Source organism: Gordonia sp. CPCC 206044 (genome assembly GCF_048537895.1).
GTDB lineage: Bacteria > Actinomycetota > Actinomycetes > Mycobacteriales > Mycobacteriaceae > Gordonia.
Genome location: NZ_JBCLVL010000019.1, coordinates 68371 through 93542, shown reverse-complemented (window position 1 = coordinate 93542; position 25172 = coordinate 68371). Strand labels below are relative to the sequence as shown.

The 25172-nt window shown below is 67.5% G+C and carries 24 protein-coding genes and 1 tRNA gene; 11 read left to right on the top strand and 14 right to left on the bottom strand.

Annotation, left to right across the window (positions count from 1 at the left end; genetic code table 11):
* Positions 1 to 347: 347 nt before the first annotated feature.
* The 3 genes from AAFP35_RS23550 (at position 348) to AAFP35_RS23540 (ending at position 3075) form a co-directional block, all read left to right on the top strand.
* Positions 348 to 1478, top strand: a complete 1131-nt coding sequence (locus tag AAFP35_RS23550) for an NDMA-dependent alcohol dehydrogenase (protein ID WP_419224102.1) — start codon at positions 348 to 350, stop codon at positions 1476 to 1478.
* A 77-nt stretch (positions 1479 to 1555) separates the two neighbouring features.
* Positions 1556 to 2362 (top strand): serine hydrolase domain-containing protein, encoded by an 807-nt coding sequence (locus tag AAFP35_RS23545; protein ID WP_419224093.1) that lies wholly within the window; start codon positions 1556 to 1558, stop codon positions 2360 to 2362.
* A gap of 194 nt (positions 2363 to 2556) precedes the next feature.
* Positions 2557 to 3075 carry a DUF3145 domain-containing protein gene (locus AAFP35_RS23540; protein ID WP_419224092.1) on the top strand — a complete coding sequence of 173 codons (519 nt, stop codon included), beginning with the start codon at positions 2557 to 2559 and terminating at the stop codon, positions 3073 to 3075.
* Positions 3076 to 3231: 156 nt separating this feature from the next.
* Here the strand turns inward: AAFP35_RS23540 and AAFP35_RS23535 are convergent, their stop codons facing one another.
* The 6 genes from AAFP35_RS23535 to aceE all read right to left on the bottom strand — a co-directional run bounded on the left by AAFP35_RS23535 (position 3232) and on the right by aceE (position 11702).
* Complete coding sequence (locus AAFP35_RS23535; RefSeq protein ID WP_419224090.1) at positions 3232 to 4683, bottom strand: acyl-CoA carboxylase subunit beta; 1452 nt, start codon at positions 4681 to 4683, stop codon at positions 3232 to 3234.
* 30 nt (positions 4684 to 4713) lie between these two features.
* Positions 4714 to 5985 carry a KasA/KasB family beta-ketoacyl-ACP synthase gene (locus AAFP35_RS23530; protein WP_419224088.1) on the bottom strand — a complete coding sequence of 424 codons (1272 nt, stop codon included), beginning with the start codon at positions 5983 to 5985 and terminating at the stop codon, positions 4714 to 4716.
* Positions 5982 to 6287 carry a meromycolate extension acyl carrier protein AcpM gene (acpM, locus tag AAFP35_RS23525; protein ID WP_240862251.1) on the bottom strand — a complete coding sequence of 102 codons (306 nt, stop codon included), beginning with the start codon at positions 6285 to 6287 and terminating at the stop codon, positions 5982 to 5984. The genes AAFP35_RS23530 and acpM overlap by 4 nt, the downstream gene beginning before the upstream one ends.
* Positions 6288 to 6425: 138 nt before the next feature.
* Entirely contained in the window at positions 6426 to 7334 is a 909-nt protein-coding gene (locus tag AAFP35_RS23520; protein ID WP_419224087.1) for an ACP S-malonyltransferase, read from the bottom strand.
* A 186-nt stretch (positions 7335 to 7520) separates the two neighbouring features.
* Positions 7521 to 8768, bottom strand: coding sequence for a PucR family transcriptional regulator (locus tag AAFP35_RS23515; RefSeq protein ID WP_419224101.1), 1248 nt, complete (start codon positions 8766 to 8768; stop codon positions 7521 to 7523).
* A gap of 120 nt (positions 8769 to 8888) precedes the next feature.
* Positions 8889 to 11702: a pyruvate dehydrogenase (acetyl-transferring), homodimeric type gene (gene aceE / locus AAFP35_RS23510; RefSeq protein ID WP_419224086.1), complete on the bottom strand. Its 2814-nt coding sequence runs from the start codon at positions 11700 to 11702 to the stop codon at positions 8889 to 8891.
* 211 nt (positions 11703 to 11913) lie between these two features.
* Between aceE and AAFP35_RS23505 the strand changes: the two genes are divergently transcribed.
* The 4 genes from AAFP35_RS23505 to AAFP35_RS23490 all read left to right on the top strand — a co-directional run bounded on the left by AAFP35_RS23505 (position 11914) and on the right by AAFP35_RS23490 (position 13883).
* Positions 11914 to 12543, top strand: a complete 630-nt coding sequence (locus tag AAFP35_RS23505; protein WP_419224085.1) for a hypothetical protein — start codon at positions 11914 to 11916, stop codon at positions 12541 to 12543.
* A gap of 128 nt (positions 12544 to 12671) precedes the next feature.
* Complete coding sequence (locus tag AAFP35_RS23500) at positions 12672 to 13103, top strand: DUF3052 domain-containing protein (RefSeq protein WP_419224084.1); 432 nt, start codon at positions 12672 to 12674, stop codon at positions 13101 to 13103.
* Positions 13100 to 13591: a peroxiredoxin gene (locus tag AAFP35_RS23495; protein ID WP_419224083.1), complete on the top strand. Its 492-nt coding sequence runs from the start codon at positions 13100 to 13102 to the stop codon at positions 13589 to 13591. Before AAFP35_RS23500 ends, AAFP35_RS23495 begins: the two co-directional genes overlap by 4 nt.
* A gap of 217 nt (positions 13592 to 13808) precedes the next feature.
* Positions 13809 to 13883: transfer RNA gene (locus tag AAFP35_RS23490), tRNA-Val, on the top strand.
* 34 nt (positions 13884 to 13917) lie between these two features.
* Here the strand turns inward: AAFP35_RS23490 and AAFP35_RS23485 are convergent.
* The 4 genes from AAFP35_RS23485 to AAFP35_RS23470 all read right to left on the bottom strand — a co-directional run bounded on the left by AAFP35_RS23485 (position 13918) and on the right by AAFP35_RS23470 (position 17634).
* Positions 13918 to 14700, bottom strand: a complete 783-nt coding sequence (locus tag AAFP35_RS23485; protein ID WP_419224082.1) for a putative protein N(5)-glutamine methyltransferase — start codon at positions 14698 to 14700, stop codon at positions 13918 to 13920.
* Complete coding sequence (locus AAFP35_RS23480; RefSeq protein WP_419224080.1) at positions 14697 to 15677, bottom strand: helix-turn-helix transcriptional regulator; 981 nt, start codon at positions 15675 to 15677, stop codon at positions 14697 to 14699. The genes AAFP35_RS23485 and AAFP35_RS23480 overlap by 4 nt, the downstream gene beginning before the upstream one ends.
* A 71-nt stretch (positions 15678 to 15748) precedes the next feature.
* A complete protein-coding gene (locus AAFP35_RS23475) occupies positions 15749 to 16627 on the bottom strand; it encodes an aldo/keto reductase (protein WP_419224079.1) in 879 nt (292 codons plus the stop codon).
* A 38-nt stretch (positions 16628 to 16665) separates the two neighbouring features.
* The gene (locus AAFP35_RS23470) at positions 16666 to 17634 is read right to left on the bottom strand and encodes an alpha/beta hydrolase family esterase (RefSeq protein ID WP_419224077.1); all 969 of its coding nucleotides are present in this window, start codon (positions 17632 to 17634) and stop codon (positions 16666 to 16668) included.
* 119 nt (positions 17635 to 17753) lie between these two features.
* Here AAFP35_RS23470 and AAFP35_RS23465 point away from each other — a divergent pair, with 119 nt between their 5' ends.
* Together AAFP35_RS23465 and AAFP35_RS23460 are read left to right on the top strand one after the other, a co-directional pair.
* Complete coding sequence (locus AAFP35_RS23465; protein ID WP_419224076.1) at positions 17754 to 19055, top strand: family 1 glycosylhydrolase; 1302 nt, start codon at positions 17754 to 17756, stop codon at positions 19053 to 19055.
* A gap of 42 nt (positions 19056 to 19097) precedes the next feature.
* Positions 19098 to 19922: a maleylpyruvate isomerase family mycothiol-dependent enzyme gene (locus AAFP35_RS23460; RefSeq protein WP_419224075.1), complete on the top strand. Its 825-nt coding sequence runs from the start codon at positions 19098 to 19100 to the stop codon at positions 19920 to 19922.
* Positions 19923 to 20049: 127 nt separating this feature from the next.
* Here the strand turns inward: AAFP35_RS23460 and AAFP35_RS23455 are convergent, their stop codons facing one another.
* Positions 20050 to 20901, bottom strand: coding sequence for a spermidine synthase (locus AAFP35_RS23455; RefSeq protein WP_419224074.1), 852 nt, complete (start codon positions 20899 to 20901; stop codon positions 20050 to 20052).
* A gap of 92 nt (positions 20902 to 20993) precedes the next feature.
* Here AAFP35_RS23455 and AAFP35_RS23450 point away from each other — a divergent pair, with 92 nt between their 5' ends.
* Complete coding sequence (locus tag AAFP35_RS23450) at positions 20994 to 21899, top strand: cobalamin biosynthesis protein (protein ID WP_419224100.1); 906 nt, start codon at positions 20994 to 20996, stop codon at positions 21897 to 21899.
* On the opposite strand, the gene AAFP35_RS23445 is transcribed toward AAFP35_RS23450, so the two are convergent.
* Positions 21877 to 22848 (bottom strand): SURF1 family protein, encoded by a 972-nt coding sequence (locus AAFP35_RS23445; RefSeq protein ID WP_419224073.1) that lies wholly within the window; start codon positions 22846 to 22848, stop codon positions 21877 to 21879. The two genes, AAFP35_RS23450 and AAFP35_RS23445, sit on opposite strands and share 23 nt — an antisense overlap.
* Before the next feature lie 80 nt (positions 22849 to 22928).
* On the opposite strand from AAFP35_RS23445, the gene AAFP35_RS23440 reads away from it, so the two are divergent.
* Positions 22929 to 23933: a zinc-binding metallopeptidase family protein gene (locus AAFP35_RS23440; protein WP_419224072.1), complete on the top strand. Its 1005-nt coding sequence runs from the start codon at positions 22929 to 22931 to the stop codon at positions 23931 to 23933.
* 31 nt (positions 23934 to 23964) lie between these two features.
* Here AAFP35_RS23440 and AAFP35_RS23435 read toward each other — a convergent pair whose 3' ends face one another.
* Together AAFP35_RS23435 and AAFP35_RS23430 are read right to left on the bottom strand one after the other, a co-directional pair.
* Entirely contained in the window at positions 23965 to 24462 is a 498-nt protein-coding gene (locus AAFP35_RS23435; RefSeq protein ID WP_419224071.1) for a low molecular weight protein-tyrosine-phosphatase, read from the bottom strand.
* Positions 24455 to 25162, bottom strand: a complete 708-nt coding sequence (locus AAFP35_RS23430) for an HAD hydrolase-like protein (protein ID WP_419224099.1) — start codon at positions 25160 to 25162, stop codon at positions 24455 to 24457. Before AAFP35_RS23430 ends, AAFP35_RS23435 begins: the two co-directional genes overlap by 8 nt.
* Positions 25163 to 25172: the final 10 nt, after the last annotated feature.

The following is a 25172-nucleotide window of genomic DNA, read 5'->3' as shown; positions in this document are numbered from 1 at the left end:
CCGAAGGATCTGGTCATCGTCGACGAGCTGCCGCGCAACGCCGGCGGCAAGGTGGTCAAGCCGTCACTGCGCTCGACCTACGGCAGCAAGGACGCCGGCCTGGCCGACTAGATCGCAGAGGGTTCGGTCATGACGCCCTGAATCGTCAGCGACGGACCGCGGACACGCCACCGGCGTGCCCGCGGTCCGTCGCTGTGTTCATCGGGCCACGACACGTCCCAAATCAGCAACTAGAACACGTTTCATTTTTGGCGCGAAGTGACTAGGGTCTCAGTAGGTTGTGTGCGTCTGTCGGGGGGTCGATCCGTCGGACGACGCGCGTGTCTATCGAGTGGAGGATGAGCAAAGTGAAGACCAAAGGTGCGCTCCTGCGAGAGCTGAACAAGCCGTGGGAGATCGAAGAGATCGAGATCGGCGATCCCAAGGCGCACGAGATCAAGATCCGGATGGAAGCCGCCGGCATGTGCCACTCCGATCATCACCTGATGACCGGTGGCATCCCGATGGCCGGATTCCCGATCCTGGGCGGACACGAGGGGGCGGGTGTCGTCGAGGAGGTCGGCGAGGGCGTGACCGACTTCGAGGTCGGCGACCACGTGGTGCTCTCCTTCATCCCGTCGTGTGGCAAGTGCCCCTCGTGTAAGGCAGGCCTGGCCAACCTGTGCGACATGGGTGCGATGCTCCTGCAGGGTGAGGCGGTGTCGGACAACACCTTCCGCATCCACACCGAGAAGGGCGAGAACGTCTACCCGATGACGCTGCTCGGGACCTTCTCGCCGTACATGGTGGTGCACGAGGCGTCCGCGGTGAAGATCGACAAGGACATCCCGTTCGAGGTCGCGGCCCTGTGCGGATGCGGCATCCCGACCGGCTACGGCTCGTCGACCCGTAGTGGCGATGTCCGGCCGGGCGAGGACGTCGCCATCGTGGGTGTCGGTGGCGTCGGCACGGCGGCCCTGCAGGGCGCGGTCATCTCCGGTGCCCGCCACGTCATCGCGATCGACCCGGTCGAGTGGAAGCGTGAGCAGGCGATGAAGTTCGGCGCCACGCACACCTTCGCGTCGGTCGAGGAAGCCGCGATGAGCATCGCGGAACTGACCCACGGCCACATGTGCCACAAGGTCATCGTCACCGTCGGCGAGGTGCACGGCAAGGATGTCGACACCTGGATGGGGATCACCGCGAAGGCGGGCACCTGCGTGCTCACGGGCATGGGCAACATGCTCGAGTCGGATGTGACCCTGAACCTGTCGATGCTCACCCTGCTGCAGAAGAACCTGCAGGGCACCATCTTCGGTGGCGCCAACCCCAAGCTCGACATCCCGCAGCTGCTGTCGATGTACCGCCTGGGCAAGTTGAACATCGAAGACATGATCACCCGTCAGTACCGTCTCGACCAGATCAACGAGGGCTACCAGGACATGCTCGACGGCAAGAACATCCGCGGCGTGATCCGCTACACCGACGCCGATCACTGATCGGCCGGGATCGCAGAGGTCCGAGATCGTGCAGCGCCGCTGATCGCCTAACGCACCGGACGGTAGTGTCGGGTGCTGTGTCGGCTCTTGATGCGTTAGCGGACTGGCCGGTCGACCATGTGTCGGCCGCAATCGTGACCACGAGTGGGGTCGCCGACGTGTTCGGCGACCCCACTCGTGTGTTCGAATTGGCCTCGGTCACCAAACTGCTTGTCGCCGAAGCGGTCCTGGTTGCCGTCGAAGAAGGAGCGGTCGACCTCGACGATGCGGCCGGTCCACCGGGGGCGACCATCGCGCATCTCCTGGCCCACGCGTCCGGCCTGGCGTTCGACGCGAATGAGATCGCCGCGCCGGTGGGTACCGCACGCATCTATTCGAGTGCGGGCTTCGAGGTCGTCGCCCAGACGGTCGAGACGGCAACCGGTATCGCGTTCGGGGAGTATCTGCACGAGGCCGTCTGCGAGCCGCTGGGGCTCGAGTCGACGGTGCTCGCCGGACCGGCGGGGCACGGCGCCCGCTCGTCGGTGGCCGACCTCTCTGCGTTCGCCGGTGAGCTCCTCGCGCCGCGCCTGCTGTCGGCGGAGTCGGCGGCCCGGGCGTCGACGGTGCAGTTCCCCGGACTCGACGGTTTCGTGCCGGGCTACGGCAAGCACCGCCCGAACGATTGGGGACTGGGGTTCGAGATCCGGGCCGAGAAGTCGCCGCACTGGACCGGCGCGCACAACTCGCCGCGGACCTTCGGCCACTTCGGGCAGTCGGGGACCTTCCTATGGGTCGATCCGGAGGTGGGGGCCGCCTGCGTCGTACTCACCGACCGGGCGTTCGGGGCCTGGGCCAAACCTTTGTGGAGCGAGTTCAACGACCGCGTCGTGGCGGGGCTGTGAAACGCGGTCGGCCATGGACGGACGACGGATCGCCGATGGACCGACGATGAATGCCTCGACAACGTTCCTGAGAAAACACTCCGGGAACTGGCGCAACACGCGCAACATGAGGCACAATTAGTCACAACTGTGTGATATCCGGTTGCGAAGAGGCGTTGGGGAAGACGTTCCTCGTCGAAACCGGAGGTGAAAAGGTGCGCAATCTGAACCAGTTTGCGGACATGACGACTGGAGTGGTGTACATCCACTCGGCGCCGGTGGCGCTGTGCCCGCATGTCGAGTGGGCTTTGTCGTCGACCCTGAATGCGCGGGCCAACCTGAAGTGGTCCGCGCAGGACGCCGACCCCGGGATGCAACGTGCCACCGTTGACTGGGCCGGCCCTGTCGGCACGGCCGCACGCCTGGTGACGGCGCTGCGCGAGTGGTCGTCGTTGCGCTTCGAGGTGACCGAGAACGCCAGCGACGGCGTCGACGGCGAACGCTTCAGTTACGTACCCGGCCTGGGTCTGTGGCGAGGGGCGACGAGCGCGAACGGCGACGTGACCATCGGCGAGATGCAGCTGCGTGCGCTGCTCGAGTCCCAACCCGACAGCATCGGGCTGGCAGGCGAGATCGAGGCCGCGCTCGGGACCGCCTGGGATGACGCGCTCGAGCCCTACCGCATGGGCGGGGCGGGCGCCGAGGTCACCTGGCTGCAGCAGCGGGTGGGGTAGCCGCCCGCCATACGAAAACCTTCCGGCGGTGACAACACGAACCGCCGAAACGAGATCCGACCCCGGTAGCGAACTACCGGGGTCGGATTGTCGGTGCTGGTCTCGATCCGCGTCGGGTCGCTGCGCTTGCTCGTCGCTACTCGACCGGCGGGGGCGTCACAGCGGGATGTTCTTGTGCCGTCCACGTCGGGCCGGAGCCGCGGCCAGTGCCTCGGCGATACGGCTGCGAGTGGTGGCCGGATCGATGACGTCGTCGACGACACCGATCGACTGTGCTCGGCCGACACCGCCGGCGATCGCCTCGTGCTCGGCGGCGAGACGGTCGTGCAGTGCCTCGCGCTCGTCCTCGGGTGCCGCGGCCAATGCCTTCTTGTGCAAGATGCCGACGGCCGCCTTGGCGCCCATCACGGCGACCTCCGAACCGGGCCACGCGAACACGGCGGTGGCGCCGAGCGCCCGCGAGTTCATGGCGATGTATGCGCCGCCGTAGATCTTGCGGGTCACGAGGGTGACGCGCGGGACGGTGCATTCGGCGAAGGCATGCAGCAGCTTGGCGCCGCGACGCACCACACCGTTCCACTCCTGTCCGACACCCGGCAGGTAGCCCGGGACGTCGGTGATGACGATCAGGGGGATGCCGAAGGCGTCGCACAGCCGCACGAATCGAGACGCCTTCTCGGCGCTCTCCGAGTTCAGGCAACCGCCCATGCGCAACGGGTTGTTGGCGATGACGCCGACGCTGCGGCCGGACAGCCTGCCGAAGCCGACGACGATGTTCGGCGCCCATTTCGCCTGCAGCTCTTCGAAACTCGAGATCTCTGTCTCGTTGTCGGCGGCGAGCTGGGTGTCGAGCAGCTGCTCGACGACCGGGTGGACGTCGTAGGCGCGGCGGTTCGATTCCGGGAGCAGGGCCTTGAGGTCGGTGTCGCCGGCCTCGGCCTGCTCGCGGTTGAACCGGCCCTGTCGACTGAACGTCGACACGAGGCGGCGTGCACGCCAGTAGGCGTCCGGTTCGGAGCCGGCCATGATGTGGCACACGCCGGATTTCTTGCCGTGGGTGAGCGGTCCACCGAGGGACTCCATGTCGACGGATTCTCCGGTCACGCTCTTGACCACGTCCGGGCCGGTGACGAACACGCGACCTTCCGGCGCCATGATGACGACGTCGGTCAGTGCCGGACCGTAAGCGGCGCCGCCGGCCGCGAAGCCGACGACGACGGAGATCTGGGGGACATACCCCGAGGCCCGCACCATGGCCTCGAACACGCCGCCGACCGCGTGGAGAGCTTCCACGCCTTCGGCGAGACGTGCCCCGCCCGAGTGCCAGATGCCCACGACGGGGGCCTGTTCGGTGATCGCGGTGTCGATCGCGTTGACGATGTGAGCACACCCGACCACACCCATGGCACCGCCCATCACGGTGCCATCGGTGCAATAGGAGACGGTGCGAACGCCGTTGACCAGGCCGCTGGCGGCCTGCACGCCTGACTTGTCGCGTGCGTGCAGCAGCGACATCGTGCCTTCATCGAAGAAGTTGGTCAGTCGGAGCAGCGGATCGCGGGGATCCGCGGCTTCCTCACGGCCGGTGATGGGAGCCAATGTGGTCATCGCTGCCTCCTGGTGTCGGGGTAAAGGGTGTCAGTAGCGACCGAAGGCGAGCGCTACGTTGTGCCCACCGAATCCGAACGAGTTGTTCAGTGCGTAATCGATCTGGCCGTAACGGGCTTCGCCCGCGACGACCTCGATGTCACACTCCGGGTCCTGGTTCTCGAGGTTGAGCGTGGGCGGGATGATTCCCTCTTCGACGCTCTTGATGGTGAGAACGGACTCCAGCGCCCCGACTGCGCCGATGGAGTGTCCCAGTGCCGACTTGGGTGCATAGACCGCCGCGTGCTGGCCGATCGCCGCATTGATACCCGCAGCCTCGGCCGTGTCGCCGATGGGGGTCGACGTCGCGTGCGCGTTGATGTGGGTGATGTCGGCCTTGGTCAGTCCCGCGGTCTGGATCGCGCGGGTCATGGCACGTGCGTTGCCCTGACCACTCGGATCCGGTGCGACCAGGTGGAACCCGTCCGACGTGATGCCCGCACCGAGCAGGCGTGCGTGGATGTGCGCACCGCGAGCCCTGGCGTGCTCCTCACGCTCGAGGATCAGCATCGCGGCACCTTCGCCGAACACGAAGCCGTCGCGGTCCTTGTCGAACGGTCGCGACGCACCCGCAGGGTCGTCGTTACGCGTGCTCATCGCCCGCATCATCGAGAACGCCGCGATCGGAATCGCGTCGATGTGTCCCTCGACGCCGCCGGTGACGACCATGTCCGCGTCACCCATGACGATGTGACGCCACGCGTGCGCGATGGCCTCGGCGCCCGACGAACATGCGGACACCGGGGTGATCACACCGGCGCGCGCGCCGATGTTGAGACCCGTGACCGCGGCCGGACCGTTGGGCATCGCCATCGAGACGGCCAGCGGGGAGACCTTGCGGTAGTTGCCGGACTGTTCGATCGCCTTGACGGCATCGACCATGGCGTCGCCGCCACCTTGCCCGGTGCCCAGCACGACGGCCAGACGGTCCGGATCGACCTCGGGCTCGCCGGCTTGCGCCCACAGTCGTTTGCTCATGACATGAGCGATGCGCTCGACGTAGGCCATCCGGCGTGCCTCGACGCGAGACACCTCTTCCGAAGGATCCTTGACCAGGCGTCCGCCGACGCGGCACGGCAGTTCGCCGTACTTCGTCACGAACTCGTCGGTCAACTCGCGGATGCCCGACTCACCCGCCACCAGTTTCTTCCACGTCGTGTCGAGATCCTCGCCGAGCGAGGTGGTGGCCACCATGGAGGTGACCACCACACTCGGAAAGTTCCCGCCCAGCGTGGAGTATTCGCGGAGGGAAGGGGAGCTCACGAGTTCTTGTCTGCCTCGACCTGGGCGGCGATGGCTGCGGCGGCCTCGGGGTTCTCGGCCTCGAGCTTCTGGATGTAGGCGACTGCGTCACCGACGGTGCGCAGGCCGGCCAGATCCTCGTCCGGGATCTTGACGCCGTACTTGTCCTCGGTCTGGACGGCGATCTCCACCATCGACAGCGAGTCGATGTCGAGGTCGTCGACGAAGGACTTCTCCAAGGTCACCTCGGACGGCTCGATGCCGGTGACTTCCTCGATGATCTCGGCAATGCCGGCAATGAGTTGTTCCTGGGTGGCGGCCACTGTGTGGTTCCCTTCTTCTAGCTCTGGTGAGCTTCTTGCTCTGTGTTGATCTCCGGAGCACTCACGGACTCCCCGCCCGTGAATGCTTGGACAACCGGGTGATCCGGTTTCCGGGGGTCACGGCACGCGCCGTGACCGCTATCCAAGCTCGGTGATGTTGTCGAGGTCGTCGGGTGTCTTCAGCGCCAGCGTCGGCGTTCCCTTCAACTCTCGTTTCGCGATACCCACCAGCGTGCCGGCGGGAGGCAGTTCGACGACGGCGGTGGCGGAGTGCTCGCGTAGATAGGCGGAGCAGAGATCCCAGCGCACCGGTTTCGTCACCTGGGCCACTAGTTTTGTCAGTGCTTCGGCGCCATTCGTTACAGGCTGGCCGTCGGAGTTGGACAACAGCGTCCGGTTCGGGTCGGCGGGGGTGATGTTTCCCGCGGCAGTGGCGACGGCATCCTGGGCCGGAGCCATGTACTGCGTGTGGAACGCACCCGCCACGGCCAGTTTACGGGTTCGGGCCTTCTCCGGTGGGTTGGCGATCAGCGCCTCGATGGCCTCCACCGATCCGGCGGCCACGATCTGGCCCGCCGCATTGCGGTTCGCGGGCACCAGGTCCAGTTCGTCGAGACGGGCCAGCACGGCTGTCTCGTCGCCACCGAGGACCGCGGCCATCGTGGTCGGTTCCAGTGCGCAGGCCTTGGCCATCTCGGCGCCGCGAATCGCTGCGAGCGTCACGGCCTCGTCGGGCGTGATCACCCCGGTGATGGCGGCGGCGGCGAGTTCACCCACCGAGTGGCCGGCCACAACGGTGTCTGCGGGGATCTCCGATCGTGTGGACAGCTCCGCGTAGGCGAGCAGCGCGGAGGCCACCACGAGCGGCTGGGTCACCGCGGTGTCGGTGATCTCCTCGGCCGTCGCCGTGGTGCCGAGCCGTTCCAGATCGAGTCCGGTGAGCTTCGACCACGTGGCGAGTTGGTCGCGTGCGCCGGCCAGCTCCAACCACGGGGTGAGCATGCCGGCCGTCTGAGAGCCCTGTCCGGGCGCAAGCATCGAAAGCACGTGACCAGAGAACACCGTCAAGACCCGTTTTGTGGGTGTTGAGGCCCATGAACCTTAGCGTGGGGATTTGTAGGGTTCCCACAAACTTGATCTAGAGCGTACCTGGTTCGTCATCACTCCGAGATGCGTTACAAAATCGTGGCCTGGCAAGTCCCATCTGCGAAAACGGGATTCTCCGCCTGTTACTCATGTTTCCTGTGTGGCGCGTGATCGCAATTCGTTTTGGAAGTGTGTCAAACGACCTACAGTCGCTGCGATTCGTAGAACGTAAGCATCACGAGGGTTAGTTGGATCACGTCCTGTGATTTCTGCAATCTTCTTCAGCCTGTAACGAACCGTATTTGGATGGATATACAGTACGCGGGCGCAACTTTCTACAGAGCCGCCCGAGTCGAGGTATGCCTCGAGAGTGGCGTTCAACGTGCTGCCGCCCTTGGCCAACGGGGTGACCAATCCGTCGTTGAGCGCGGTGATCGCCGCGGTGTCCCCGTTGAGGGCGCGCTCGGGCAACAATTCGAGGCTGTGGACCGGTCGCGGCGCGTTCGGCCACCCGATCACCGCGGAGATCGCCGACATCGCCTCGGTGGCGCTGGCATGTGCGGTCCCGAGGTTCGGCATGGTGGGTCCGATCACCACCGGGCCGTCGGCGAAGTGGGTCAGCAGATCGGTGACGAAACGTTCGGTGGCGCGAACCTGTCCGCTGACGATCGCGACGAGGAACGTGCCCTGAACCACCGACAAGGCCGACCTGTCGTACTGCTTGGCCGTGTTGTGGATGGCCAACGGCACCGAGACGTTCTGTTCCGGCGGGGGAGTCCCGACGATGACGGTGGCCGGCGCATCGGAGTCCCAGTTCAGGGCGGCCGCGCGGGACAGCAGCTGTGGCCCGGTGTCGCCGCGGACCACGGCGTCGACGACCAGCGCCTCCATCCGGGAGTCCCAGGCACCCCGGGACTCCGCCGCCGACGCGTAGATCGATGCCGCGGCGAATCCGATCTCCCGGCCGTAGCGCAGGACGGATTCGGTCAGGGCGCGCAGTTGGGCGTCGTTGCGGGCCAGCAGCGGCAGCCACTTCTCGAAGAACTCCATGGCCACACGGACCATCTCGACGGTCTGCAGCAGCGTGATGCGTCGAGCGAGGTCCTGCGGGACCACCTGGAAGGCCTGCACGGTGAACTTGACGTTGCCCTCCGGATCCTGGATCCATTCGACAAAGTTCACCACCGCGGTCTGCACCACGAGTTGGACGCTGGCGCGTTGGGCCGCGTCGAGGTCGTCGAAGTAGGGCAGCTGATCGGCCATCGAGTGCACGGCCTCGGTGGCGAGTCGACCGCTGTACTGCTTGACCCGCCGCAGCAGGGTGTCGGGCAACGCGTCGTGCACCGTCGCGGGCGCGGGAACGTGCGCCCCGCGCTCACCGAACACGTCGGCCATCGGTGGCTCGGGGCTCAGGTGGGGGTCGGACACGGTTTCAATGTAGTCCGATCGGATTCGTCCTCGGGGAGCGGCGAGTTGCCGCGCCTGCGATAGCGCAGACGCGGCAACTCACGACGGTCAGGCCACGCCGGGATCGCTCGTCTGCTCGGGTGCGGCCGCGACGTCGGTGATCTGGTACCGCTCGGCGGCCTGCGCCGCGGTCGTGAACGGGATGCTGCCGTCGCGGGCGAGTCCGACCAGGACGGCCACCACGATCGACTCGGCGTCGACGTTGAAGAACCGGCGCGCGGCCGGACGCGTGTCGGAGAACCCGAAACCGTCGGTGCCCAGGGTCAGATACGTGCCCGGTACGTAGGCACGGATCTGTTCCTGTACGCCGCGGGTGAAATCGCTCACCGCGATCGACGGTCCCGACGTCTCGCCGAGGACATCGGTCAGGTACGGACGCGGATGGGTCGCACCGGGCTCGCGGACGGCGAGCCGATCGGACTCGATCCCGTCGCGTGCGAGTTCACTCCACGACGTCACCGAGTACACGTCGGCTGCCACGTCCCACTCGTCGACGAGGATCTGCGCCGCCCGCAGGGCATCGGGCATCGTCACCCCGGACACCAGGATGTTGGCGCGCAATTGCTTGCCCTCCGGTGCCGCCTGATAGCGGTAGATGCCTTTGAGCACGCCCGCGACGTCGAGGTTCTCCGGCTGCGCCGGCTGACTGATCGGCTCGTTGTAGACCGTCAGGTAGTAGTAGATGTTCTCCGGGTTCTCGCCGTACATCCGCTCGAGGCCCGCGGCGATGATGTGCCCGAGTTCGTAGGCGAAGGCCGGGTCGTAGGCGACGACCGCGGGATTGGTGGCGGCCAGCAGCGGCGAGTGACCGTCGGCGTGCTGGAGACCCTCACCGGTGAGTGTGGTGCGTCCTGCGGTGGCGCCGATGACGAACCCGCGTGCCATCTGGTCACCTGCCGCCCAGAAGCTGTCACCGGTGCGCTGGAACCCGAACATCGAATAGAAGATGTACAGCGGGATCATCGGCTCGCCATGCGTCGAGTACGACGTGCCGACGGCGGTGAACGAGGCAGCCGATCCGGCCTCGTTGATGCCCTCGTGCAGGATCTGCCCCTCCGCGCTCTCCTTGTAGGCGAGCATCAGCTCGGCGTCGACCGATGTGTAGAGCTGGCCGTTGCGGTTGTAGATCTTCAGGGTCGGGAACCACGAATCCATGCCGAAGGTGCGGGCCTCGTCCGGGATGATCGGCACGATGCGCTTGCCGATCTCCTTGTCGCGCAGCAGATCCTTGAAAATGCGCACGAGCGCCATGGTGGTGGCCACCTGCTGGCGACCCGAACCCTTGGCCGCGGTCTTCAACGCCGGGGCGAGATCGGGCTTGAGCGCCTTGGCCTCGCTGCGTCGCGACGGCACGAAACCGCCGAGCTGCTTGCGACGGTCGAGCATGTACTCGATCTCCGGTGAGTCCATGCCCGGGTGGTAGTAGGGCGGGAGATACGGATTCTCCTCGAGCTGCGCATCCGAGATCGGGATGCGCGTGCTGTCGCGGAAGCTCTTGAGGTCGTCGAGCGTCAGCTTCTTCATCTGGTGGGTCGCGTTACGGCCTTCGAAGTGCTTGCCGAGCGTGTAACCCTTGATGGTCTTGGCCAGGATGACCGTCGGCTGCCCCTTGTGTGCCAGCGCCGATGCGTAGGCCGCGTAGATCTTGCGATAGTCGTGGCCACCTCGCTTGAGATTCCAGATCTGCTCGTCGGTCATGTTCCGGACGAGTTCCTTGGTGCGCGGGTCGCGGTTGAAGAAGTACTCGCGGACGAACGCGCCGTCGTTGGCCTTGTAGGTCTGGTAGTCGCCGTCGTTGGTGCTGTTCATCAGGTTCACCAGCGCGCCGTCCTTGTCGGCGTGCAGCAGGGAGTCCCACTCGCGACCCCACACGACCTTGATCACGTTCCATCCCGCGCCGCGGAAGAACGATTCGAGCTCCTGGATGATCTTGCCGTTGCCGCGGACCGGGCCGTCGAGGCGCTGCAGGTTGCAGTTGATGACGAAGGTCAGGTTGTCGAGTCCCTCGGTCGCCGCGAAGCTGGCGAATCCACGCGACTCGGTCTCGTCCATCTCGCCGTCACCGAGGAACGCCCACACGTGTTGATCGGAGGTGTCCTTGATGCCGCGGTCGTGCAGGTAGTGGTTGAACCGGGCCTGGTAGATCGCGTTCATCGGGCCCAGTCCCATGGACACCGTCGGGAACTGCCAGAACTCGGGCATCAGCCGCGGATGCGGGTAGGAGGGCAGTCCGCCGCCCTCCCCGGCGTGGCTGTGTTCCTGCCGGAATCCGTCCATGCGGTCGGTGCCGAGGCGGCCTTCGAGGAATGCGCGGGCGTAGATGCCCGGCGACGCGTGCCCCTGGATGAACACCTGGTCGCCACCACCGGGATGGTCCGGACCGCGGAAGAAGTGGTTGAAGCCGACCTCGTAGAGCGACGCCGACGACGCGTAGGTGGAGATGTGGCCGCCCACGCCGACTCCCGGGCGCTGCGCGCGGTGGACCATGATGGCGGCATTCCATCGGATGAACTGCCGGAACCGGCGTTCGATCTCCTCGTCGCCGGGGAACCACGGCTCGTTCTCGGTGGGAATGGTGTTGACGTAGTCGGTCGAGGTCAGTGCCGGGATGGAGACGCGCTTCTCGCCGGCACGTTCGAGCAGGCGGAGCATCAGGTAGCGGGCGCGCTGCGGGCCTGCGTGGGCGAGCAGATCGTCGAACGACTCGAGCCATTCGTCGGTCTCGTCGGGGTCGATGTCCGGCAGGTACGACGCGACGCCCTCGCGGATGACACGGACGCGTTTACGATCACCGCCGGCGGCGTCTGCGGGTCCGGCGCCGTTGAGCTGTGTGGTGGTCGTCTGCTCTGCCTGTTCGGTCACTGTTATGCCTACTCCCTCGATCGGCCGGGTGCACGGTGGTGTCCGGCGTGCGATGACACGGGTGGCCGCTCCCATGATGTCGGGACCGCGGCATCCCTCCCTTCATCGTGCCCCATGTCACTTCCGATGGCATGAGGTGGTCGACGTTGCCCTCAGGTGCCCCGACCTGCGGTAGCGTTTCACTGCTTGTTACTGCAGGGTCAGGAGGGTTATGGGGTACGCGAGGCGAACACGTGCCACCGGGCGCATCGGGATGCGTGCGGGGGTGGCGTCGTCGACGCGTGTCGCAGCCGTGCTGTCTGCCCTGGTCATCGGCCTGTCGGGCTGTGCGATGACCGTCGACGGGCAGGGCGGCCCGGTACCCGGGGACGTCGATGCCTACCGGTCGGATCTCATGGTGTCGCGTGCGGCCGACGCACGTGTCGCGGGAGCCGAGCTGTGTCGCGAGGCGATGTCGTCGATGGTCGTCATGGTGCGTGGCTACAACGCCTTCATCCGCAGACTCAACGATGTGGACAGCTACGACCGGGTGGGCGACCTCGACGAAAAGGCCCGCGCCAGTCTCATCGCGGGTGCCGATCTGATCCGCAAGAAATTGACCTCGACGGTGTCCGGGGACACCGCCGAACCCACCAACCAGTTCCTCGATTCCACCGGACGGCTCAGTGCCGCCATCGGAAAACAGCAGCTGGCGGGGCTGAATGCGATTGCCGCCGAATGGACGCGGGACAAGCAGGCTGTCCTGAACCGATGCGCTCCCTACCTGCCGTTACCGCCCACCGCGGGGGCATCGGCAGTCCAGCCGTCGACATCGTCGGGGCCCGTCCCGGCCACGCCTTAGTCGATTGACGGACACGTCTTGTGTCTGCCCTCTGTTCGGGTTGCGCTTCCACCAATTAGGCTGTTCCCTAAGCTGACAGTCGAATTCACTAGAGCGTCGAATGAAGTAGGGGCAGGAGGTCGCACGCGGTGGTAGCCGCCACAGAGTCCAGCAGCGCTGGGGGCAGTAGCGCCCACAAGCTCGGATTCACGTCCGGCATGGTGGTGCAGGAACTCGGTTGGGACGAGGACACCGACGACGAACTGCGGGCCGACATCGAGGATGTCATCGGCGAGGAGATGCTCGACGAGGACGCCGACGATGTCATCGACGTGGTCGTCCTCTGGTGGCGTGACGACGACGGAGATCTCGTCGATGCGCTGATGGACGCGATCGGGCCCCTTGCCGACGACGGGTATGTCTGGGTCTTCTCACCGAAGACCGGAACCGATGGTCATGTCGACCCCAGTGAGATCGCCCAGTCGGCGCCGACCGCGGGTCTGACGCAGACCAGCGTGGTCACTCTCGGTAATTGGTCGGGATCACGGCTGGTACAGCCGAAATCCCGCAAGCGCGCATGACCGACGGGGCCGTCGCACCATCACATTCGCCACTGGCCGTCGGGGATGTCGCGCCCGAGTTCGAGTTGCGCGACCAGAACATGCAGCGCGTCTCGTTGTCGGCGCTGCGTGCCGACGATCAGGTGCTTCTGGTGTTCTTCCCGCTGGCGTTCACCGGGACCTGCCAGGGCGAGCTGGGGTACATCCGCGATCATCAGCCGGAGTTCATCCGCGACGGTCTGCGTACGGTGGCGATCTCGGTCGGTCCGCCGCCCACGCACAAGGTGTGGTCGTCGGCGCAGGGTTTCCTGTTCCCGATCCTGTCGGATTTCTGGCCGCACGGTGACGTCGCCCGTGGTTACGGCGTGTTCAACGATGAGGCCGGATACTCCAACCGCGGCACGTTCCTCGTCGACCGCGACGGGATCATCCGGTTCTCCGACGCGGTGGGACCCGGCGAATCGCGGGGCCCTCAGCTGTGGGAGAAGGTCCTCGACACGGCCCACTAGGTCCGTGTCGGCAGCGGGCGGGCTCGGTCGGTATCGGTGCGCCCGACGTTCACGCGGGTCCAGCAGGCAAAGCTGTGTGATGCTTCACCCAGCTTTGCCTGGACGGTCCTCGGGAGCGGTCGGCCGGGCCGCGGTCGGGCGGTTTGGGGTCTGGCAGGATAGCCGTTACATTCATTTCTTGGTGTCGGCCGGTGCTCGGGTACCGGGGACATCGTCGGCGCGTATAGCTCAGCGGTAGAGCTCTGGTCTTACACACCAGCGGTCAGGGGTTCGAATCCCTTTGCGCGCACCACAGCACCACAGCACCGGCATCCCCGCATCCGGCATCACACCCGTCTCCCGATGGCGACCGTTGCGAAGAACTCGTCCGAGGAGGCGAGGTCCGTCGCGAGTCCGGCATCGGCGAGTGCCGTCGTCGTCAGGTCGGCCTGACCGGGGCTGGTCTCGATCAGGACGTACCCGCCGGGACGTAACCAGTCACCGACCTCGACGGCCACGCGTCGATGTATCTCGACGCCGTCGGCACCACCGTCGAGGGCGGCGCGGGGTTCGTGGTCGCGGGCCTCGGGCGGCATCAGGGCGATCTCGTCGGTCGGGACGTACGGCGCGTTGACGACGACGACGTCCACCGTGCCGCGCAGCTCCGGCGGCAGCGCGGCGAACAGGTCACCGCACACCGCCCGGCCCCCGACCGGGCCGAGATTGCGGGTGGCGCAGGCGACCGCGACCGGATCGAGGTCGGCTGCGTGCAGGACGACGCCGGGCACCTGCTCAGCGAGAGCCCGTCCCACGGCCCCGGAACCGCAACAGAGGTCGACGACGGTCGCGCCGTGCCGTGTTCGTGAAACACCTTGCTCGACAAGGAAAGCCGTCCGTTGTCGCGGCACGAAGACGCCGGGGTCGATCTCGATGCGCAGCCCGCAGAACGAGGTCCACCCGAGGATCACCTCGAGGGGGACGCCGTCGGTGCGGCGCGCCACGAGAGCTTCGAGGGCGGTGTCGTCGGCGGCGTGGGCGATGAGCAGGTCGGCCTCGTCTTCGGCGAAGACGCAGCCGGCGTCACGCAGGACGCTCACGGTGTGGGCGACGAGTCGGGGGCTCGCGATCATCGGGGCTCGCCGATGGCGCGGCGGTAGCGCGCCGCCATGTCGTCGTGATGGCTCGCCACGGCACGGCACTCGTCGACCAGTTCGGCGGGCCCGATCACGGTGAACTCGGCGTCGAAGGCGTGCAGCCACCGGGCGAGGCTCGCCAACGACGAGCTGAACATGGTCAGTTCGCAGTTCTCGTCGTCGCCGGCCTCGATCGTGCCCCACGCATCGTCGACCATGGGCGCCACGACGTCGAGGGGAGCGTGCACGCGGATGCGCGCCGAGGCCTTGCGGAACACCGCGCCCAGACTGCGTTCCAGATAGCCGGTTGCGCCGCCGTCGGGTAGCGGGCGTGGCGTGAAGCGTGGGCCGGTGGGTGTCTTGGGTTGCATCCGGTCGACGCGGAACGATCGCCAGTCCTCGCGGGCGAGATCCCACCCGACCAGATACCACCGCAGACCGCTGCGTACCAGCCGATACGGTTCGACCTCCCGCCGACTCTCGGTGCCGTCGCCGCGCCGGTAGTCGAAACGTAGGCGTTCGGTGCGGTGGCAGGCGGTGGCGATCTCCGACAGCACGTCGCCGGACACCGGGTTGCGGTGCTCGCGGGGGACCGCCTCCATGGTGAGGGCGTCGAGTCGGTGTCGCAGCCGCGACGGCATCACCTGGCGCAGCTTGGTGAGTGCACCGGCGGACGCCTCGGCCATGTCGGCGACCGACCCGGTGGTGATCTCGTTGAGGCCCAACGCGACCGCGAGCACCTCCTGGTCGTCGAGCAGCAGGGGTGGCATCTCGGCGCCGGCGCCGAGCCGGTAGCCGCCGCCGACCCCGACGGTGGCGTCCACGGGATAGCCGAGCTCGCGGAGTTTGTCGACATCACGGCGAACGGTGCGGGTGGTGATCGAGAGCCGCTCGGCGAGCTCGGCGCCCGACCATTCGCGGCGCGCCTGCAGCAACGTGAGCAGTGCGAGCAGGCGCGCGGACGTTTCCAGCATGGGTCTATGGTGCCGTGGATCGCGGACGATTGTTGTCCGGAATCCCGCGGTGGGCCCTAATTGCGACCGGCTCAGTCGGGTGCGGCGAGGTTGAGGTCGTCGGGATGTGCACCGACGCGTTCACCGGTGTCGAGGGCGTCGATCGCGGCGAGGTCGTCGGCGTCGAGATCGAAGTCGAGGACGTCGATGTTCTGGGCGATGCGCTCGTCGTGCACCGACTTCGGGATGACGATGATGCCGTTCTGCAGGTGCCAGCGGATGATGACCTGCGCGGGCGACCGTCCGTGGCGCTGAGCGACGCGGGTGATGGCCGGATCGGTGAGCAGCGTGTTCGGCTTGGAATCGGCTCCCCAGCCCGCGCCGCTGCCGCCGAGCGGGCTCCACGCCTCCACCGCGATTCCCGCATCGGCACAGAACGTCCGGAGTTCATGTTGTGCCAGTCGCGGATGTAGCTCGACCTGGTTCACCGCCGGGGCCTGGCCGGTGGCCTCGATGATCGTGGTCAGGTGGTGTGGTTGGAAGTTCGACACCCCGATCGAGGTGGCCTTGCCCGCTTGCTGGATCTCGATGAGCGCCTGCCACGTCTCGACGAGACGCTCGGTGTTCTGCAGGGGCCAATGGATCAGGTAGAGGTCGACATGGTCGAGGCCCAGCCGCTCGAGGCTGGCATCGACGGCCCCCAGGGCACGTGCGTGACCGTGATCGGCGTTCCACAGTTTGGTGGTCACGAAGACGTCGGATCTCGCCACCCCCGACGCGGCGACACCGCGTCCCACCGCGGCCTCGTTGCCGTAGGCCGCGGCGGTGTCGATGTGCCGATACCCGGCCGTGCCGATCGCGTAGCGGACGGCGTGTTCGGTGTCGGCCTCGTCGGCCTGCCACACTCCGAGCCCGAGCTGGGGGATGAGTGCTCCGGTCGAGAGTTCGATGGTGGGGAGATCGGTGCTCATGGCTCCAGGCTAGACATCCGACCGCGACTCCCGATGCGCTACGACGACCCCCGGAACGGGTGGGTCATGAAGAACAGCCAGATCAGCCTGGTCGCGTCGATGGTGTCACTGATGTTGCCGGCGACCGCGTTGCCCGAGGATCCGGGCCATCGGTGGGTGCCGCCGTTGATCCGGTAGTGGATCACCGAATGCCCGGTGGCGCAGAACGACCAGGAGAAGCGCTCGACGACGGGGTTCACCGGAAGGACGAGCGGGGCCGGAGCGCAGCCTGCCCGCTGCACCCAGCGCTGCAACCATGCCGACGACGAGAGGTAGCGCGTGCCGAACCTGCGGCCGCCGTTGTAGCCGATGACACGGTCGGAGGTGCCGTGGAAGTCGACCAACGAGACGGGCGGACCGTTGCGACATCCGGCGACGGCGCCGACGTAGACCGCCGCGCTGATGGTCGCGAACGCGGCGAATCGAGTCGGCATCCGGCAGGCCAGCAGGGCGACCAGACCGCCGCCGTTGGAACGACCGATCGCGAACGTGCGGGTCGCGTCCACGCACGCTCCGGCCCACACCGACCGGAGGATGGCCCGTGTGAACGCGACGTCGTCGGCCTTGCGTGACGCGTACGGTGCGCTCTGCCATGCGGTCGTGTTGTCGGTGCCGCGCAGCGCATTCGGGTAGACGACCACGGCGGGCAATCCGGACAGTCCGGTGTAGCGCTCGAACACGGGGCCCTTCTCCGCATGGCCGTGGAAGGCGATGACGAGCGGGATACGGGTCAGGCCCGTGTAGGTGGACGGGAAGTGGACTCGGTAGGTGCGGACCACCCCGCCCACCGTCACCGACCGTGTGATCGTGCCGCCCGGCTTGGCCGCCCAGCGGCCACAGGCGCCCGCCGAACCGGCGCCCGGGACCGCCGCTGCACGTGGTGCATTCACCGACCATCCGATCCCGGCTGCGCAGATCGACGTCGACACCACGAGCGCGCACCACAGGGCCGCCCAGCGTACGGACACGGATCGAGGCCCCTTCGACACCCGGCCCACGATAGTTGGCCGAACCCCGCCCGGTGCCCGCTCCGCACAGAACGGGGTTTCTCACGTCCACCGCGCTCGCCGTCTGAGATGCTGACCCGGTGACCACCGCCCGCCGCCGCGCCCTCGTCCTGGTCTCCGTGATCGCCGTCGCGGTGGCGATCATCGGCAACACCCCGACCGCCCACGCCGCACCCGCGACCCTGCCGGACGGCTTCCTGTGGGGAGTGAGTTCGTCAGGCTTCCAGAGTGAGGGTTCCTCGCCCGACAGCAACTGGCGTCGGTACATCGAGCAAGGCAAGACCGACGATCGGATCGGCAGTTCGGTCGACTTCCGGCACCGCTACCGCGACGACATCGCTCTCGCTCAACGGCTCGGCGTGAAGGTCTACCGTGTCGGTGTCGAGTGGGCGCGCGTCGAGCCGCGCCCAGGCGTGATCGACCGAACCGAACTCGCGTATTACGACTCGGTGATCGCGGCGATCGTGGCGGCCGGGATGCGGCCGATGATCACGCTCGATCACTGGGTGTACCCCGGCTGGGTGGAGGACCGCGGCGGTTGGGCCAACCCGTCGACCCCATCGCTCTGGCTACGCAACGCACGCCGGATCGTCGACCGCTACAGCCGTTTCCACCCGTTGTGGATCACCATCAACGAGCCGGCCTACTACGTGGTGCAGCAGATCCGGATGGGCAGCCTGGCGCCCACGCAGGCGCCGACGATGCTGAACCGACTCGAAGCGGTCCACCGGGAGATCTACGACCACATCCACCGGCGCGATCCGTCGGCGATGGTTTCGTCGAACTCGGCCTACATCCCGACGGTCGAACCGCTGATCGACGCCGCCTTCCTCGACCGGATCGCCGACAAACTCGACTTCGTCGGGTTCGATTACTACTACTCGGTCTCGCTGCGTAACACCGACACCTGGCACGCGGCCACCGAGGACACGTGGCGGGCGCCGGTGGCCGCCGATGGTCTCTATTACGCGTTGCGTGACTACGGCAGGCGCTTTCCCGGCAAGCCGGTCTACGTCGTGGAGTCCGGGATGCCCACGCGCGACGGCGCGCCGCGACCGGACGGCTACCGGCGCGGTGATCACCTGCGAGATCTGGTGTATTGGCTACAGCGGGCCCGCGGCGACGGCATCGACGTCATCGGGTACAACTACTGGAGTCTCACCGACAATTACGAATGGGGCTCGTACACACCCAGATTCGGGCTGTACACGGTGAACGTGAAGACGGATCCGAGCTTGACGCGCAGGCCCACGGATGCGGTCGCGGCGTTCCGCGACATCACGGCTCACAACGGCGTGGGCGCGACCTACCGGCCCACGCGCCCCGCGGAGTTCTGTTCACTGGTGGCGGCACCGGCGAGTTGCACCCAGCCCGTGCGGTGACACCGCAGCCGTACCGAACTCGACCTCGAAGAAGGAGCCCAGGTGGCGAAGACCCTGTTACCCGTCCGTCCGGTCGTGGCCGCGCTGAGCGCCCAGTGGGCGGCGCTCGACGCCCTCGCCACGAGTCTCACCGACGAGCAGTGGGCGGCACCGTCGATCCTGCCCGGCTGGTCGATCGCCGACGTCATCGCGCACATCATCGGCACCGAGAGCACCCTGGCCGGACGCGATGTGGCCGCCCAGCGTGACGTCGGTGCCCTCGAGCACGTGCGCAATCCGATCGGTGAGCTCAACGAGCGATGGCTCGACCACTACCGTGGCGCGTCGCGAGCCGAGGTGATGGCCGCCTATCGGGAGATCGTCGCCACCCGCACCGACGCGCTGTCGCGGATCACCCAGGACGAGTTCGACGCCGACGCGATGACGCCGGCGGGCGCCGACAGCTACGGACGGTTCATGCGCATCCGAATCTTCGACTGCTGGATGCACGAGCTCGACATCCGCGACAGCACCGACGGTTCGCTGCCGACCGATCCCGAACCCGCCGAGTGGGCGCTCGCCGAGATCGCGGCGTCGCTGCCGTTCGTCGTCGGCAAACGTGCACGCACCCCCCAGGGCACCACGGTGGTGTTCCAGATCGGCGGGCCCGCGCCGCGGACCACCCGCATCGTCGTCGGCGACCGGGCGGCCGAGGTCGACGAGCTGCCCGGCGGCGACGCTGCCGCCGATGTCACGCTGGTCCTCGACGGGGTGGATCTGGCGCGCCTCGCCGGTGGCCGACGGACCGCGGATCCCGAACGGGTCGGCATCGCGGGCGATCTCGCGATCGGATCGGCGATCGTCGCCAACCTCGACTACGTGATCTGATCTGGCCTGCGCCCACCGATTGTCGAACATGTTTTCGATCAGGGTTCGCCGCTGTGTACGGGCCGGTTCACCACGGCGAATACCGTGTCGTCCGTTCGGATGAACAGCCCGGTGAACCCGCAGGTCGTCAGGGTCGCGGCGGGTCCGGTTCGTCGTGGTCGTGGTCGTGGTCGTGATCGGGGTCGTGCACCACGGTGCCGGACCCGAACTCGCGGGCCTGGCGCCCGGTCAGGATCTTCGCGGGTGCAGGATCGCTCAGCAGTGTCCGCACCAGGTCCGAGGTCGCATCGATGGGGCTGTCACTGGCCGCGAGCACGACGTTGCCGGTGCGACGACCCTTCAACATGGCGGCGTCGGCGACCACCGCGACGTGCGCGAAAACCGATGCGGCCGTGGCGACCTCGGAACGGGCCAGCGCGAGGTCGCGGGTGTCGCCGCAGTTGGCGAGGTAGAGGCCGCCGGGTGCGAGGACCCGGCGCACCTGCGCGAGGAACTCCTGGGTGGTGAGATGTCGTGGTGCCCGGGCGCCGACGAAGGCGTCGCGGACGATCACGTCACGGGTGTGCTCGGTGAGCCCGGTGATCACCTCGCGGGCATCACCCACCCGGATGCGGAGCAGGGGAGCGCGCGGCAGGTCGAACCATTCGCGCGCCAATCGTGCGAGTGCACCGTCGATCTCGACGGCGATCTGCCGAGCCTCGGGGTGTCGATCGGCGAGATGTCGCGGCAGGGCGCACGCGGCCGCACCGAGATGCAGGATCCGCCATGGTGCGTCGTCGCGGTGGGTGGCCTCGATGAGTGCCACCATCTGCCGCATGTACTCGAAATCGAGGATCGACGGGTCCGGGTGGATGTGCGAACTCTGCGCCCCGTTGATGGTCAGCAGCCAGCCGCCGGCGATGTCGTCGCGGGTCAACTCGGCGATGCCGGTGTCGATCCGGTGACGGCCGACAACGGGCTCGGGACGACTGCGGGCCATGATCGGTGAAGTCTATGCGGTCGGGTCGCTACCATCGCCGGGTGTCTGATGCTGGTGGTCATGGTCTGGGCGGTCATGGTGTTGCGGTCGGGATGCTCGTGGGGTTCGTCGCCGATCGTGTCCTCGGGGACCCGGCGCGCTGCCACCCGGTTGCCGGGCTAGGCAGGGCCGCGGCGGCGGCCGAACGGCTGACCTACCGCGATTCGCGTGTCGCCGGGGCGGTGTTCACGACGATGTGCCTGGGTGCCGCGTGGGGTGGCGGGGTGGCGCTGCGGAGTCTGCCCGGGCGGATCGCCCCGATGCTCGCGACCGCCGTCGTCACCTGGTCGGTCCTCGGTGGCACCACGCTGGCGCGGGTCGGGGAGGAGATGGCCGACACGCTCGACGCGGACGACATCGCCACCGCTCGTCAGCTCCTGCCGAGCCTGTGCGGGCGTGACCCGGAGGCTCTCGACGGCGCCGGGATGGCTCGCGCGGCGCTCGAGTCGATCGCTGAGAACACCGCGGACGCCACCGTCGGCCCGTTGTTCTGGGGTGCCGTCGCCGGCATTCCCGGGCTGATCGCCTATCGGACCGTCAACACCCTCGATGCCATGGTCGGCTACCGCAACACGCGCTATCGCCGCTTCGGGTGGGCCAGCGCGCGTCTCGACGACCTCGCCAACCTCGCCCCCGCACGGCTCACCGGGATCGTCGTCGCCGTCATCGGTGGGGCTCCCGGACGTACGGTGCGCGTATGGCGTCGGGACGCCGGTGGTCATCCGAGCCCCAACGCCGGTGTCGTGGAGGCGTCATTCGCCGGCGCCCTGGGGGTCACCCTGGGCGGACGCACCGAGTATCCGCACGGTGTGGAGGAGCGTCCGCGTCTCGGCGACGGTCCGGTGCCAGCCACCGCGCAGTTGCGTGCCGCGGCGCGGTTGTCCCGGCGCGTACAGGCGGTGACCGCGCTCGGTGCGGCGGCCACGGCGTGGGCGCTCAGCCGCCGTAGCGTTCGCTGAGTTTGGTGCGCACCGCCTCCGACGTGGCCTCGGCGTCGGGGCCGCTGCCGATCTGACCGCGTTGTCGGGCGCCCGAGGCGGTTCCCGCCTCGCGCAGGTCGGCGCGCACGCGGTCACGGCGCGAGCGCTGCGTGGCGGGTTCGGTCTGCGGTACGTCGGAACCGGTTGACGTCCCGGTGGTTTCGGCGTCGGGCGCGGTGGCCTGTGCCTTGCTCCGACGGCGTTGGCGGATCTCCGAGTACAGGAAGTATCCGGCACCCAGGGGCGCCATGATCCCGAACGCCAACCATTGCAGGCCGTACGAGAGGTACGGGCCGGAATCCAGCTGCGGCAGGGCGATCTCGCCCAGCGAACCGGGTTGGTCGGGGGACAGTTGCAGATAGAACGGATCCAGCGTGGTGTCGATGGCGCGGCCGACCTCGGCCGGGTCGATCGTGTAGACGGCGAGGGCACCCGATTCGGTGTGCGCGCCGCGATCGGGACTGGTTCCCTCGCTCTTGCGGATACGCGCGGCGATCGTGGTCTCGTCGGTGGGGGCCGGTGGGATCGTCGGCAGCGTGCCCTGTTCGGGGCGCACGTAGCCGCGATCGACCAAGACCACGCGGGAACCGTCGGCCACCGCGAACGGGGTGAGGATCTCGACGGCGGGCCGCTCACCCGCCGACCGCAGCCGCACCATCACCTCCCGGTCGGCCAGGTATCGGCCGGTCAGGGTGATCTCGCGCCACTCGGTGTCCTGCACGAACGGTGCCCCCGGTGGTGCGATCTGCCCGAGCGGGACCGCGGCCGTCGACATCGCGGACTTGATCAGGTCGTTGCGCTGTTCGGTGGAGCTGTTCTTGCCCAGCTGCCACGGCGCCAGGATGCTGAAGCACAACGCGGCGAACGCGATCACCACCACGCCCAGGGCGATCCACCCGGGGCGGAGGAACGTCCGCAGCAACTTCACCCCTCAACCGTACCGAGGCCGGTCAACACGGCTGCGTCGTACCGGCGTGACCGGGCGTGCACCCGGGTACCCTCGGCGTGATGCGAGACTTCCTCTGTCGGACATGCGGTCAGCGGCTCTCGTTCGAGAACAGTCTGTGCCTGCACTGCGGCAGTTCCCTCGGATTCTGGCTGGCCACCCGCACGATCTACTGTCTCGACGACACCGGACGCACCGAGATCGACGGCCAGCTCGTCGAGCGCTGCATGAACAGTGCAGTGGCGCAATGTAACTGGCTGACCCCCTGGACCGGGGTGCCCGGTCTGTGTGAGTCGTGTGTGCTCACACGCACCCGTCCGGCCGACACCGACGGCAACGCCATGGCCGAGTTCGGGCGGGCCGAGACCGCCAAGCGGCGACTGATCCTGGAACTCGACGAACTGGGCCTCGAGCGGCGTGGGCGCGACGAGGATCCGCACACGGGCCTCGCATTCGACCTGTTGTCGAGCTCACAGCAGTCGGTGGTGACCGGACACGCCAGCGGCATCATCACCCTGGACCTCGCCGAAGGCGACGACCTCCACAGGGAGCGGGTGCGGGTGGAACTCGACGAGCCCTATCGGACGCTCCTCGGGCACTTCCGTCACGAGATCGGGCACTACTACCAGATGGTCCTCGTCGACGACGCCGCGCGACCCCGCTACGTCGAACTGTTCGGCGATCCCGATGCCGACTACCAGGCCGCGTTGGATCGCCACTATGCGCAGGGCGCCCCCGACGGATGGCAGAAGACGTTCGTGTCGTCGTATGCCACCATGCATCCGGCCGAGGACTTCGCGGAGACCTTCGCCCACTACCTGCACATCAAGGACACCCTGGACACCGCCGCCGCATTCGCGATGGCGCCGGCCGGATCGACCCTCGAGGCGTCACTGCCGGGCGATGTCGGGTTCGACCAACTCATCGACTGGTGGCTCCCGCTGTCCTGGGCGCTCAACCAGATCAACCGGTCGATGGGGCACCCGGACCTGTACCCGTTCGTGCTGCCCGGACCGGTACTGGAGAAGATGCGATTCGTGCACAACCTGGTGCTGCCCGCGACGTGACGCACGCCTGTCGGTTGTCGGTCGCAGGACCTCAGTGACCTGAGGTGGGCCCGGCGTCGTCGAGACGCTCCTTGACCCAGGTGAGCAGGCCCGGCACGGACGCCTCGATCTGCACCCGGGTGACCGTGAAATCCTCGTCGGTGCCGTAGTAGGGATCGTTGAGATCGAGGTCGTCGGGTGCCGACCCCGGATCGAAGCTGCGGAGGAGTCGTACCCGGTCGCCCAGCCGTTTGCGTTCGAGATCGCGGACGTGCCCGCTGTCCATGGCCACGAGCAGGTCGGCGTCGAAGTGCGTCGGATTCAGTTGCGCGGCGACGTGCGAGTCCGGATAACCGTGAGCCAGTAGTTCGGTGCGGGCACGATTGTCGGCCGGTTCGCCGACGTGCCAGCCGCTGGTCCCGCAGCTGTCCACACGGACCCGATCCGCCAGGCCCGCCTCCTCGAGGGCGAACCGGAAGATGTTCTGTGCCATGGGTGACCGACAGATGTTGCCGGTGCAGACGAAACACACGTGCAGTTGCTCAGACACCAAGTACCTCGCGCAGATGTGCAATCGACCCGACCGTCCACGCGGCCGCGTCACCCTCCCCTCGCAGAGCGTAACCCCATGGCACGAGGATTGCCGGAATCCCGAACAATGCGGCACCTTCCACGTCGTGAGAACGGTCACCGATCATCACCACCGGCGCTTGGGTCACATGGCCGACGACGTCGGTGGTGATGCCCAACTGGTCGAGGGCGTGGGCGATCACGTCGGACTTGTGTCGACGGCTGCCGTCGTCGCTGGCCCCGGCGATCACCTGGAAGTGCCGGGCGAGTCCGAAGTGCTCCAGGATCGCCCGCGCGGTGCCCTCGTTCTTCGAGGTCGCGATGGCCAGGGTGCGCCCGGACGCCGCGAGATCGGCGAGCAGTGCGTCCATGCCGGCGAACACCGAGTTCTCCAGCCAGCCGATCTCCACGTAACGCTCCCGGTACGCGCGCATCGCGGCGTCGGCGGTCGGTTGGTCGAGGCCGAGTCGCAGCAGTGTGTCGATCATCGGTGGGCCCGCGATACCCGCGACCACGTCGGCCGGAGGTTCGGGCGCCCCGACCGCCGCCAGCGCATGACGGAAGCTGTTCTCGATGCCCGCGAAGCTGTCGGTGACGGTCCCGTCGAGATCGACGAGAAGCACCGTCGACGGATCGGCGGGATCGGGCAGCGACGCAGCGACATCGGTGGTCTCAGGCATATCGGTCACG